The sequence below is a fragment of the Mammaliicoccus stepanovicii genome (genome assembly GCF_002902525.1).
In the GTDB taxonomy this organism is placed as follows: Bacteria; Bacillota; Bacilli; order Staphylococcales; family Staphylococcaceae; genus Mammaliicoccus; species Mammaliicoccus stepanovicii.
This window is the reverse complement of sequence record NZ_PPQZ01000054.1, coordinates 38634-51262: the sequence shown is the minus strand read 5'-3', so window position 1 is coordinate 51262 and position 12629 is coordinate 38634. Positions and strand designations below refer to the sequence as shown.

Genomic DNA, 12629 nt, shown 5'->3' with positions numbered 1-12629 from the left:
CACATGATTTTAAAATAAAAAATAACAGTTGGGAAGATAATGCACCGTATACTGTACAATTAGCTACAGAAGGAAAAATTAAAGAAAAAATAATCGAACATATTAAAAAATCTCAATCAAAAGATAGAATATCAATAGGCATGTTTTATTTATCAGACAGGGATATCATAAATGAACTCGTAAAAGCATCAAAACGAAATGTAGATATTAAGATAATTCTTGATATAAATAAAGAAGCTTTTGGTAAAGAAAAGCCAGGCGTTCCAAATAAACCAGTAGCAAGTGAATTAATAAATCGGTCAAACAATAACATCAAATTAAGATGGGCATTAAGCAATGGCGAACAATTTCATTCTAAATATTTGTTGTTTGAACAATATGAAAATAAAAATGCCGTTATGATATTAGGTTCAGCTAACTTAACGAGAAGAAACATCCAAGACTATAACGGAGAAGCTGATATTATCATTAAAGGTAAACAAACTGATCCTCCATTTAAAAAATTATCAACTACATTTAATCATTATTGGAATAATGATGAGCATAATTTAACGGCTCAATATGATGAATATAAAGATGAAGCACTTTGGAAAAAAGTGTTGTACAGAATTCAAGAGAAAACTGGAGCGAGTAGTTTTTAAATAATGGAACACAGTCGATTTAGGTAATGATAGAGTAGAAGCGCGCTAAGTAGCCAGATTGATAAATCTAGCAAAATAGAATGAAAAAAAGCTAATCCAAAAATATGGATTAGCTTTTTTATCTGTTAATTTTAATGATATTTCTATACATAATATCTGCCATTTTCTTAGGGTCTTCTTGACAACCATCTTTAAGCCAACTATATATAGAAGCTATTTGGCCACCAATTGTATAATCTAAGAAAAAATTAACATCTTGTAATGAAGCTGCTTTTGAAATAAGAATTTCGAATCTTACTTTTTTTAATTTGATTAAATCGACAACAAAGTCTCTTTGTGGATGTAGTACTAATACACTTGTGAAGAATTTTTGGTACGTATAGATGTAATGAAACATATTTGTGAAGTATTGTTGAATATATATTTTTCTGTTCTCTGGATCATTTATGATAGACCGTTCTATGTTATCCATTAAACTATTATAATTTGCCATGTGGAATCGTTTAATCTCTTCATACGTTTCATATTTATCTTTAAAGTGTGCATAAAATGTAGATCGATTAATACCGCATTCTGCACAAAGCATTTTTATTGTGATTTCATCAAAGTGATATTGCTCTAATAAATACACCATATTATTGATGATAAGTTGTCTAGCATGTTTTTTCATGATTCACCTCGACTTGTTGCATACCCTATATTTTAACAAAATTATAATCAAATAGACATTATAAACATTCTTTTAAACAGAATATCGATTAAAAATCTTTGTTTTCTGACAATTTTACCCAACAAACTTATTCTAATTGTTGGTTTAAATTGCTACATAGGAGGATTATAATTGTTAAATCACTTAAATTTGGAGGAAAAATTGTAATGAAAAAAATCGTGTTAGTAAATGTCATCACGATAGTAGTTTTAGTGGCGATTGGACTCGTCGGATTCCACTACTATAGTGAAGCAACAAATTATGTTAAAACTGAAAATGCTAAGGTGGATGGAGAGCAAATCAAAATCGCTAGCCCAGTTTCAGGTAAATTAGATAAGTTCACTGCTAAAGAAGGTAAAACTTATGACAAAGGTGACAATATCGGTGAAGTAAGTGGTAAAGGCGAAGATGGTCAACCACAAAAAATGGATATCGATGCACCAGATAAAAGCACAATCGTTAAAAAATCAGAATCTGAAGGTAGTTTAGTCCAAGCAGGTTCACCAATTGCTTATGCATATAACTTTGATGATTTATATGTAACTGCAAATATTGACGATAAAGATGTAGAAGATGTCGAAGAAGGACAGGCTGTTGACGTATACATCGATGGTCAAGAAGCTAGTGTTAAAGGTAAAGTGTCTCAAGTTGGATTAGCAACTGCATCAAGTTTCTCATTGATGCCATCATCAAATAGTAATGGAAACTATACAAAGGTGACACAAGTTGTTCCAGTGAAAATCACATTTGATTCTAAGCCATCAACAAATGTTGTTCCAGGAATGAATGTTGAAGTTCGAATCCACAAGAATTAAGGAGGGTGCAATATGACATCAACCTTTACGGTGGCTTATATAATTATTGCAATCCTTTTATGGGTTGGAATTAACGCATTAGTATTAAAGCGAAAAAAGAGCACGAAAGCTCCTCGTACTTCATCAAATGTAGAAAAACAAGAGAAAGATATTCAATTGAAATCTAAAGATGATGAAGTAAAGTCGAAAGACGAAGAGTTAAATAAGAAGAGTGAATCCATTCGTGAACATTCTAAACAAGATCACGTAACAACAACTTCTACTGAAGATGTTAAACAATCTGACCAAGAGTCAAATCAAGACCATGATGATGACGAAGGTGGTTTGTCAGAACGTGGTATGGAAATTCATGAAGATGAACCAATTAATGAACAAATCAAAAAAAATTACGTGAATTTTGTTTATGGTAAAGGTATATCAAGAAACAAAATTTTACTTGCGATGATGTTTGGTATGTTTATTGCAATCTTAAATCAAACGTTATTAAATGTGGCTTTGCCCGTAATTAATAATGAATTTAGTATTACCGCTTCAACAGGACAATGGTTAATGACAGGTTTCATGTTAGTTAATGGTATTTTGATTCCGATAAGTGCATTCTTAATAAGTAAATATTCATATAGACGATTATTCCTTATTGCAATGTTCTTATTCACAATCGGATCATTACTATGTGCGATTTCATTTAACTTCCCAATGATGATGACAGGTCGTGTTATACAAGCCGTTGGTGCAGGTGTATTAATGCCTCTTGGCTCAAATGTATTCATGACAATATTCCCACCAGAAAAACGTGGGGCAGCAATGGGTACGTTAGGTATTGCATTTATATTAGCACCTGCAATTGGTCCAACGTTATCAGGTTGGGTCGTGCAAAACTATCATTGGAATATTATGTTCTATGGTATGTTCTTAATCGGTGTTGTATCAATACTTGTTAGTTACTTCTGGTTTAGAATTTATCAAAAAACTTCTAATCCAAAACCAGACGTCCAAGGTATTATATTCAGTACACTAGGTTTCGGTATGTTGTTATACGGATTTAGTGAAGCTGGTAATGACGGTTGGACTTCAGCAACTGTGAGCATTACATTAATCTTAGGTATCATTTTCACGACACTATTTGTAGTACATGAAATTAGAATGAAAAATCCGATGTTAGATATGTCAGCATTGAAATATTCAGGATTTACATTGACATCACTGATTAATGTAATTGTTACGATGAGTTTATTTGGTGGTATGATTTTACTACCTATATATTTACAAAACTTAAGAGGTTTTTCACCATTAGATTCAGGTCTATTACTATTGCCAGGTTCTTTAATAATGGGCTTCATGGGTCCTGTGGCAGGTAAATTATTAGATACAATCGGTATTAAACCTTTAGCTATAACAGGTCTTATTATTATGACTATTGCTACTTGGGAACTTACACAGTTAAATATGGATACTCCATATTCAACAATACTCATTATTTATATCATCAGATCATTTGGTATGAGTTTTATCATGATGCCTATTATGACTGCAGGTATGAATTCATTACCTCAAAGATTAATTCCGCATGGTAATGCAATTAGTAATACAGCGAGACAATTAGCCGGTTCTATCGGAACAGCTATTCTTGTAACTGTTATGACTCAAAATACAACAACGCACTTAGCAAATATGTCTGATAACTTAGATTCAACAAGTCCAATTGTTAAAGAACAAATAAAAGCATTATCTGAATCAATGGGCGGAAAAGAACAAGGAACATCAGCACTATTTGGTTTCTTAAATAAATTAGCAACAGTTCAAGGTATTAATGATGCTTTCTGGGTTGCTACATTCTTTAGTGTAGTTGCATTAATTTTAAGTTTATTCTTAAAAGGAAAATCACATTATATATCACACGAATAATTAAATATTATTTTTTGAAGAGAGTCTGAGACATCGCATATGTCACAGGCTCTCTTTTGAATTTTTAAATGAAATTCCGAAAACATAAGTATTATACTTTGAATAAGTTCGCGTTTTTTATATAATGTACAAAAGGAGTTGGTAACTTTTGAAAGTAAAGTATATTGACAAACGTCATTGGCGACGTCTCCTTAAACGTGAGTATAAAGAAGTTGCGCTGAATACAACACATTTTAAAGGTCTTATAGGACTTGTTTCGATGGTAGAAGTTAAAGAACCTTTAATTGTGAATGTAGTAGGTAAAGATATTACTGTTGCAGAGAATGGTTATAAATGGATGCAAATTTTGCCAGAAAAGAAACCATACAGCATAACAGTCATGTACAATAAGCAGAATCAGCCAGTGCAATATTATTTCGATGTAAATTTGAGGAACATCACACAACTCGGGAATGCTAGAACACTAGATTTATGTTTGGATGTATTAGTTATACCGAAGACAGGTGAATACGAACTTGTCGATGAAGATGATTTAGAAAGAATGCTTAAAGAACGTAAAATTTCAAAAGCACAATATCATAAAGCTTATGTGACAGCACATGAAATTATGTTCAAATTAGAAACAGATTTTAAAGGAATAGAGAAGAGAATTCGTTATTGCTTCCACGAAATCATGAATGCAGATAAACCTAAATAAAAATAAGGACAAAGGTGAAACAAAATTAAATCATTTTGTTCAGCTTTGTCCTTATTTTTTAGTTGTATAAATGTGTCATGCGATTTTATAAGAAGATTAATGCGAGAATAATTGCGAGTGGTCCAACTATGAAACAGTAAATGCTAAATATACCTAATTGACCACGTTCCATGATACCTTTAAGCCATTTTAATGAGAAATAACTCGCAATAAGTGAAGCAATAAAGGCAAATACGTAAGAAATCATAAGTGTAGAATCAATAGGTGTGTCAATCATGTCTTTTACACCTAATAATGCTGTTCCTAAACTGACTGGTATATATAGTAAGAATGAGAATTTAAATGCTGTTTTTTGATTCATACCTACGCCTAATGCGCCTACAATTGTAGCGCCACTTCGGCTTATACCAGGTATTAATGCTATTGCTTGAAATAGACCAACAATAATTGCGTCTTTCAGAGTTAAATCACGTTCTAATTTTTGGCCGCGTTTGTTTTTAATAAACCAAAGTGCAATACCTGTCACAATTAACATAATACCAACCATAATGACACTCTTAGTATCGCCGATGATATCTTTAAATATAACGCCTAAAATACCTGCAGGGATCGTCGCAATGATTAAATAAATCACGAGTTGGAAATTTTTTGTAACTGCTTCAGTTCGTTCACCTTTTAAGTATTTTAAGGTGTCTATAATTAATTCAATGATATCTTTTCTAAATAAGAAGAGAACTGCGACTAATGAAGCGGTGTTTACAACAATTTCAAATGTTAGCCCATCTGTATGTAATCCTAGAAACTCTTGTGCCATAACAAGGTGTCCACTTGAAGAAATGGGTATTGGTTCAGTTATACCTTGTAATAGACCAAGAAAAATATACTTAATAATTTCTATAATGACCATAATATAATCCTTCCTATTTTAAATTACATGGTCAACTATAACGAAATACGCAATTGGTTTCAATTCTATATCGAAAAATTCATCACATTTCAGTCTAAAGTTGTAGAGATATCAATCATCCATTGTTCGTTGAAAACATGATATAATATAAGAAATAAGGAGTGTGTCGATTGAAAGTAGATGACTATAAATTACTCGTAACATTAGAAGATGTAAAAACGTTAAGAAAAGCTGCAGACATTCTATACATATCACAGCCAGCGGTTAGTCAAAGGTTGAAATCTATAGAGAATTTTTTTGGAATTGATATATTCATTAGAACGAAAAAACAACTCATAACAACTAATGAAGGCTCACTTGTCATTGAACATGCACGTAAAATGATTAAAGAAGAGCGGTTGTTATTAGACAAAATCAATTCAAAAATGGGAGAAGTCAACGGGAGTATTTCAATTGGCGTTTCTTCATTAATTGGTCAAACAATTCTGCCACAAGTACTTGGACAATATACCGAACTATATCCAAATGTTGATATACAACTTCAAATTGGTTCCAGTGAACATATCAAATCATTCCAAAATGATTTCCATGTCATGGTTGTAAGAGGTAATGAGGTTATGAATGTTCAAAATGATTTATTGTTAAACGAACAACATTATTTCATTTATCCTAAAAATCGCAAACAAGAACTGCATTTATTACCAATGATTGAATTTCAAGCAGAACCAATTTATTTAAAACAAATCGAAGAATGGTATGCAGACTATTTTCAAAAAGAATACCATGCACTCATTAAAGTTGATCAAATTGCAACATGTAAAGCGTTATTGCTGAATGGAGTAGGCGTTACAGTTCTACCTGAAATGGTCATTGGTGACATAGATAAAGATTTATTCGAAATTAAAAAACTAAATATCATGAGAAAACCGTTAACACGCTCTACATATATTTGTTACGAACATAATGTTCTACAGTTACCACAAGTAAACTCATTTATAGAAGTTTTGAAAAGTTACATCAACAAGATGGACATAAAAGCAAAATAAAAAAGGATTTTAGCAACGTGATTAGATGCTAAAATCCTTTTTTATTTTGCTTTATTGAGTAGTTTTGTAAATATATTTCTCGTTTCTTCATTTATGCCACTATGGTTTAATATGTTTTGAATACGTTGTTTGTTTTTACTATCATGATAACGTGTATCATTTAATTCATAAATAGATAAAGAGGGTTCATATTTTGAAATTAAGATTAAATTGTCATCTTGTGAGACAATACCTTCTTCTAAAACTCTAAAGTAACAACCTGTTTTACAACTATCGGCCATACGTTTAACTAAGTCCTTAATGTCGTATCTTTGAGCAATTGTAGCACATGGTTGTCTAGGGCAAGATACTTGTATGATGGCTTCACCAAGTTGATATGTATCACCGATATGAAGAGATTGCTCATCAAGTCCGGAAACTGTTAGATTTTCACCGAAAATGGCGTAAGGAGGTAATAAATGAATAATATCATTCCAATATTCATAGTTATCCTTACTATAGAAACAAAGTGCTTTCTCTGGCCCGCCATGACCTTTATATTCTTGTTCATCTTCAATGAACCCTACTTCGGAAAGGAACATACTATCTTTGAAAGGTTTTTTGAAGATGGCAGTGTGTTTAGATTTACTATTTTCAAAAGTAACATGTGTCACTTTACCTACTGAAATATGATCTACTTTATATTCCATATAAATAGCTCCTTTTTCTTTTATATTTATAATATTACATTTAAGTTATAAATATGACAAATAACGATTGACGTTCTATGTGTTTAGCATTAAAGTACATACATAATAACAAATAATAGGAAGTTGTGAATGCATGTTTTTGAAACTTTTTCAAATTAAGAATTATAAACTCTTTACTGTTAATATGGGTTTGTTAGGTATGGCCATTGCAATAACAGTGCCTTTTCTTGTATTATATGCCACCCAACAATTGGGAATGACTAAAGGACAATATGGATTATTGATGGCTTTAGCAGCAAGTGCCTCATTCACAGTTAATTCAATCGTCGCAAGATTTTCAGATAGTGGAAAGATAAATCGTAAATATTTAATTATTACTGCACTCATCATGGGTGCGCTTTGTTTTTCAATTTATTTCTACATCCATACAATTTGGATATTTATTGTTCTATATGCTATGTTTCAAGGTCTTGGTGCGCCAGCTATGCCACAAATGTATGCCTCAGCACGTGAATCAATTAATGAATCTTCATATAAAGACAGAAGTATTTTTGCAAATACAGTATTGAGATCTACATTTTCATTAGGTTTCTTATTCGGTCCGTTAATTGGGACATTACTCCTTACTATATTTGGTTATGATGGCTTGTTTGGTGGTACAGTCATACTATTTCTAACAGTTTTAGTATTATTGATTATTTTCTATAAAGAGCCTAAGAAAGTCATACACAATATAGTTGGTAATTTCACAGAAAATAAAGCGCCAAATTTAATGAAAGAACCAACATTACTTATTCCATTTTTAGCATTTATCTTGTTACATGTTGGACAATGGATGTATACATTGAACATGCCATTATATGTAACTGAATATTTAAAGGATGATGAATCACATGTCGGATATTTAGCTAGTTTATGTGCAGGATTAGAAGTGCCTTTTATGATTATCCTTGGCATCATTGCAAGTCGTTTTAAAACAAAGTCATTACTTATGATAGGATCAATCTTTGGCTTTGGATATTACTTTAGTATCGGTGTATTTGATGATTTTGTTGCAATGTTAATTGGACAACTTGCATTAGCATTTTTCTTAGCTATATTATTAGGGCTTGGTATTAGTTACTTTCAAGATATATTACCAGAATTTCCGGGCTATGCGTCGACACTTTTTGCTAATGCGATGGTAATTGGGCAACTCGGAGGGAATTTACTTGGGGGTATTATGAGTGATATAGTTGGCTTAGGAAATGTGTTCTTTGTATCAAGTCTTGCGATAGCATTAGCGTTTATATTACTTATATTTACGAAAGAACATAATGTACAAACAGAAATAAATTAAGTTAGGAGTATATCATGTCAGCTATTAGTTGGTTTCTTATTATCATCATGTTTGTTGTAGCGTTTATTGGGCTTATTAAACCAATCATTCCGTCTGTATTATTTTTATGGATTGGATTTTTCATTTATCATTTTGCAATTGATGCTTCAAAATTATCTTGGGTATTCTGGACGGTCATGATTTTATTTACAGTCTTCATGATACTTTCAGATATTATAATGAATAGTTATTTCGTTAAAAAATTTGGTGGTTCAAAAACTGGGGAATTAGTAGCTGCAATTGGTGTACTAATTGGGTGTTTCGTATTCCCACCGTTTGGTATCATCATTGTCCCATTTGTATTAGTATTGATTACAGAAATGGTTCAAAAAAACAATTTACCTTCAGCTCTAAATGCAAGTTTGGGTTCATTACTTGGATTCTTAACAAGTTCGATTGCAAAAGCATTCATTATGGTTGTTATGGTAATATGGTTCTTTATTGATATCTTAATATAACCACGAAAAGAGTCAGAGGAGATGTTAGATATATCTCCTTCAAAGTAGACATTAATAAATGTAGAAATTATTTATAGAGATATGATAATGAAACAATAGTTTAAAACAAATTAAAAAACATCTCATATTGCTGATTTATTCAGTAAAAAATGAGGTGTTTTTTATAGCTTACGATTTTGTTCGTGCATGCTTATGTAGGATATGTCTCATCTTATGGAATAATTACTGAGTTAATCCAAGACATGCCTCATCTTATGGAATAACTGACGAGTTAATCCAAGACATGCCTCATCTTATGGAATAACTATTGAGTTAATCCAAGACATGCCTCATCTTATGGAATAACTATTGAGTTAATCCAAGACATTACCCATATCGTGGAATAACTGAAGAGTTAATCCAAGACATGCCCCATCTTATGGAATAACTACTGAGTTAATCCAAGACTTTGTAATACCTATCAAAAGTTGTACCAAAGTTTAACTATAAATGTTGTAGAATCATGATTTTCTCGTTTTGATAAGGCAAGAAATAAACGAATCCTCAACCTCATGTTTGAATCGTAAATAACATCATGATATATCTTGTTTCATGTCTTCTTCGATTTGTTCTTTAGATTCTCCACTTTCTTCAAGGACCATTTTACGATCATAAATTTTGAAGAACGGGAAGTAAATAATTACTGAAACGGTAATATTGATAAGAACTAATACGATAGCTCTCCAATCCCCTCCAGTAGCTAAATATGCGCCTATAGGAGCCGGTAAGGTCCACGGAGCCATAACGCTAGTAGCATTAACAAAACCAAGTATAGTCGCGATATACGTAATGATTGTAAGTACAATGGGTATTAAGATAAATGGTATCACCATTATTGGATTTAACACGATTGGCAAGCCGAAAATTACAGGTTCATTAATATTAAATAATGAAGGGATTGAAACTGCTTTACCAAATTTTTTGAGAAATTGTGATTTTGCAAATAATAATATACATATAACGAGACCTAATGTTGCACCAGCACCGCCAATCCATACGAACCATTGGAAGAAAGTCTCCGGTGCAATATGTGGTAATGATTCTCCCGCTGCATGTGCCTCAGCATTTTTAGCTAAATAGACTTCCCATAATGGGCGTTCTATTGTACCGACAATTGACATACCATGTATACCGAATGCCCAGAAGAAAGTAGTTAAAAATACTGGCACTAACACGCCTGGCAATGTATCACCAGCAAATACGAGAGGACCCACAATTTTATCGACAAGCGTATGTAAGTCTAATTGGAATATAACGGTAATGACAGTCATAAATCCAAGCACAAAAACTACTGGGATTAGGGACTCAAATGAACGACTAACGGAAGGTGGTACTTGTGGTGGCATCTTAATGGTGATGTTCTTATTTTTACATAACCTATAAATTTCAACCGAGAATATAGCGACAAACATCGCAACGAATAGTCCATGACCACCTAGATTCGTCATAGGTAAAACAAATCCTAATTTCTTGTCCATGGTTGGTGCTATCGTTAATAAGAATGCTGCAGTTGAAAGTTGTCCTGCTGAGAGTGGATCTAAATTATAGGATTTGGCTAAATTATATCCAATACCAAAAACAATATACAAACTCATTATAAACATTGTCATTCTATAAGGTACTAATATTTCTTCAGCATGCTCGGTTGCCCATTTCGTAATTGCCCATGATTCTGGCAATGGTGGCGTCGCAAATATTAAGAAAAACGAACCGAAAATAATAAATGGAAGTGCAGAAATAACCCCGTCCCGTATTGCAAGTAAATGCCGTTGATTTGAAAGCTTGGTCATCGGGCCAGAAAGTTTGTTTTCTAACCACGTTGCAAAGTTATTCAAAATTTATTCCCCCTTTGTTTGTAAGCGTTACAATTGTGTTATAGTATAAACCAAATAGTTAAATTATTCAAAATAATAAAAAAATTATTTAAGAAATGAGGGGATTAACGATGAAACAACTTGGTATTTCAATATATCCGGGAAAATCTACAGAAACAGAAGATAAAGCTTACATAGAAAGAGCAAGTAAATATGGATTCACAAGAATCTTTACAAATTTATTACAACTTACCGAAGATAATAAAGAATCAATCTTGCCATCTATCGAGAGCATAATAAAGCACGCTAAAAAATATCGATATGAAATATTTATTGATGTCGCACCGAGAACTTTTAAACTGTTGAACATTGAACATCATGATTTATCATTCTTTCATAAACTTGGAATAGATGGTATCCGATTAGATGAAGGTGTCGGGGCGAAAGAAACGAGTGATATGACATATAATCAGTATGGAATAAAAATAGAGTTAAATATGAGTGTCATGAATCACTATTTAGATAATGTCATTGATTTTGAACCGAATAGAGATCAATTAGTAGGATGTCATAATTTTTATCCACACCGATATGCCGGTATTTCAGAGGACTTCTTCATAGAAGGAAGTAAAAAATATAAGAAATATGGACTGAGAACTGCAGCATTTGTTTCAAGTGAAAAAGCAGAATTTGGACCGTGGCCAATTACGGAAGGATTACCTACGTTAGAACAGCATAGAGGTATGCCCGTTACAACTCAAGCAAAATATTTATGGTCAACTGGATTGATAGACGACGTTATTATAAGTAATTGTTACCCATCAGATGAAGAATTAGAATCCTTAAATCGTTTGAAGAATGAATCGCTGACTTTTGATATAAACTTAGATGAAAATATTACGGATTTAGAAAGAAAGATAGTACTTGAGGAGCCTCATTTTTATAGAGGAGATGTAAGTGATTATATCGTACGCTCAACTCAAAGTAGAGTTAAATATAAAGATGAATCATTTCCACCTCACGATACAGTTGCGATTAAGAGAGGAGATGTATTGATAGATAATGAAGAATATGGTCAATATAAAGGGGAGCTTCAAATTGCTTTAAAACCTATGATTAATACTGGGAAAGTCAACGTAGTTGGAAAAATTGTACATCATGATGTACAGTTACTTGATTATCTTAAGCCATGGGAAATCTTTAAATTTAATAAAAAGGGGAAATAATAATGAAGAAAATATTATTAGTTTGTTCAGCAGGTATGTCTACAAGTATGTTAGTAAAAAAAATGCAAGAAGTAGCACAGAAGGAAAACAAAGATTATGAAGTTGAAGCATTAGCATTGTCTGAAGCAGAAACAAAAATAGATGAAGTAAATGTTATATTATTAGGTCCACAAGTACGTTTTCAAAAAGCTCAAGTTGAGAAAGTAGCACAAGGGAAAGTACCAGTTGACGTTATAAATATGCAGCAATATGGCATGATGGATGGTGAAGGTGTATTGAGACAAGCAGAAAGTTTAATGGAATAA

13 protein-coding genes are annotated in these 12629 nt (G+C 32.2%); 9 read left to right on the top strand and 4 right to left on the bottom strand.

Annotated features, from left to right (window positions below):
* A partial coding sequence (locus CD111_RS12755; protein WP_240610497.1) for a phospholipase D-like domain-containing protein occupies nucleotides 1-641 on the top strand: 641 nt, incomplete at its 5' end.
* Between the two features lie 118 nt (nucleotides 642-759).
* On the opposite strand, the gene CD111_RS08690 is transcribed toward CD111_RS12755, so the two are convergent.
* A complete protein-coding gene (locus CD111_RS08690) occupies nucleotides 760-1311 on the bottom strand; it encodes a TetR/AcrR family transcriptional regulator (protein ID WP_095086055.1) in 552 nt (183 codons plus the stop codon).
* Between the two features lie 206 nt (nucleotides 1312-1517).
* Between CD111_RS08690 and CD111_RS08685 the strand changes: the two genes are divergently transcribed.
* From CD111_RS08685 to CD111_RS08675, 3 genes are all read left to right on the top strand, one after another.
* Nucleotides 1518-2165, top strand: coding sequence for an HlyD family secretion protein (locus CD111_RS08685; protein WP_095086057.1), 648 nt, complete (start codon nucleotides 1518-1520; stop codon nucleotides 2163-2165).
* 12 nt (nucleotides 2166-2177) lie between these two features.
* Nucleotides 2178-4070: a DHA2 family efflux MFS transporter permease subunit gene (locus tag CD111_RS08680; RefSeq protein ID WP_095086060.1), complete on the top strand. Its 1893-nt coding sequence runs from the start codon at nucleotides 2178-2180 to the stop codon at nucleotides 4068-4070.
* Between the two features lie 148 nt (nucleotides 4071-4218).
* Nucleotides 4219-4767, top strand: a complete 549-nt coding sequence (locus tag CD111_RS08675; RefSeq protein ID WP_095086063.1) for a ribonuclease FAU-1 family protein — start codon at nucleotides 4219-4221, stop codon at nucleotides 4765-4767.
* A gap of 85 nt (nucleotides 4768-4852) precedes the next feature.
* On the opposite strand, the gene CD111_RS08670 is transcribed toward CD111_RS08675, so the two are convergent.
* Nucleotides 4853-5674 carry an undecaprenyl-diphosphate phosphatase gene (locus CD111_RS08670; protein ID WP_095086065.1) on the bottom strand — a complete coding sequence of 274 codons (822 nt, stop codon included), beginning with the start codon at nucleotides 5672-5674 and terminating at the stop codon, nucleotides 4853-4855.
* Between the two features lie 170 nt (nucleotides 5675-5844).
* On the opposite strand from CD111_RS08670, the gene CD111_RS08665 reads away from it, so the two are divergent.
* A complete protein-coding gene (locus CD111_RS08665; protein WP_095086068.1) occupies nucleotides 5845-6720 on the top strand; it encodes a LysR family transcriptional regulator in 876 nt (291 codons plus the stop codon).
* A gap of 41 nt (nucleotides 6721-6761) precedes the next feature.
* Here CD111_RS08665 and CD111_RS08660 read toward each other — a convergent pair whose 3' ends face one another.
* Entirely contained in the window at nucleotides 6762-7409 is a 648-nt protein-coding gene (locus CD111_RS08660; protein ID WP_095086071.1) for an MOSC domain-containing protein, read from the bottom strand.
* Nucleotides 7410-7542: 133 nt separating this feature from the next.
* Here CD111_RS08660 and CD111_RS08655 point away from each other — a divergent pair, with 133 nt between their 5' ends.
* Both CD111_RS08655 and CD111_RS08650 read left to right on the top strand, forming a co-directional pair.
* Nucleotides 7543-8748: a sugar efflux transporter gene (locus CD111_RS08655; RefSeq protein WP_095086074.1), complete on the top strand. Its 1206-nt coding sequence runs from the start codon at nucleotides 7543-7545 to the stop codon at nucleotides 8746-8748.
* Nucleotides 8749-8762: 14 nt separating this feature from the next.
* The gene (locus tag CD111_RS08650) at nucleotides 8763-9245 is read left to right on the top strand and encodes a DUF456 domain-containing protein (RefSeq protein WP_095086077.1); all 483 of its coding nucleotides are present in this window, start codon (nucleotides 8763-8765) and stop codon (nucleotides 9243-9245) included.
* Nucleotides 9246-9817: 572 nt separating this feature from the next.
* Here CD111_RS08650 and CD111_RS08645 read toward each other — a convergent pair.
* Complete coding sequence (locus CD111_RS08645; protein WP_095086080.1) at nucleotides 9818-11119, bottom strand: PTS sugar transporter subunit IIC; 1302 nt, start codon at nucleotides 11117-11119, stop codon at nucleotides 9818-9820.
* A 110-nt stretch (nucleotides 11120-11229) separates the two neighbouring features.
* Here CD111_RS08645 and CD111_RS08640 point away from each other — a divergent pair, with 110 nt between their 5' ends.
* Both CD111_RS08640 and CD111_RS08635 read left to right on the top strand, forming a co-directional pair.
* Nucleotides 11230-12324, top strand: coding sequence for a DUF871 domain-containing protein (locus CD111_RS08640; protein ID WP_095086083.1), 1095 nt, complete (start codon nucleotides 11230-11232; stop codon nucleotides 12322-12324).
* A gap of 2 nt (nucleotides 12325-12326) precedes the next feature.
* Complete coding sequence (locus CD111_RS08635; RefSeq protein ID WP_095086086.1) at nucleotides 12327-12629, top strand: PTS sugar transporter subunit IIB; 303 nt, start codon at nucleotides 12327-12329, stop codon at nucleotides 12627-12629.

Excerpts from the sequence above, each read along its gene's own strand:
- CD111_RS08690 (WP_095086055.1), bottom strand. The coding sequence starts at position 1,311 with ATGAAAAAACATGCTAGACAACTTATCATCAATAATATGGTGTATTTA.
- CD111_RS08685 (WP_095086057.1), top strand. The coding sequence starts at position 1,518 with ATGAAAAAAATCGTGTTAGTAAATGTCATCACGATAGTAGTTTTAGTG.
- CD111_RS08680 (WP_095086060.1), top strand. The coding sequence starts at position 2,178 with ATGACATCAACCTTTACGGTGGCTTATATAATTATTGCAATCCTTTTA.
- CD111_RS08670 (WP_095086065.1), bottom strand. The coding sequence starts at position 5,674 with ATGGTCATTATAGAAATTATTAAGTATATTTTTCTTGGTCTATTACAA.
- CD111_RS08660 (WP_095086071.1), bottom strand. The coding sequence starts at position 7,409 with ATGGAATATAAAGTAGATCATATTTCAGTAGGTAAAGTGACACATGTT.
- CD111_RS08655 (WP_095086074.1), top strand. The coding sequence starts at position 7,543 with ATGTTTTTGAAACTTTTTCAAATTAAGAATTATAAACTCTTTACTGTT.
- CD111_RS08650 (WP_095086077.1), top strand. The coding sequence starts at position 8,763 with ATGTCAGCTATTAGTTGGTTTCTTATTATCATCATGTTTGTTGTAGCG.
- CD111_RS08640 (WP_095086083.1), top strand. The coding sequence starts at position 11,230 with ATGAAACAACTTGGTATTTCAATATATCCGGGAAAATCTACAGAAACA.
- CD111_RS08635 (WP_095086086.1), top strand. The coding sequence starts at position 12,327 with ATGAAGAAAATATTATTAGTTTGTTCAGCAGGTATGTCTACAAGTATG.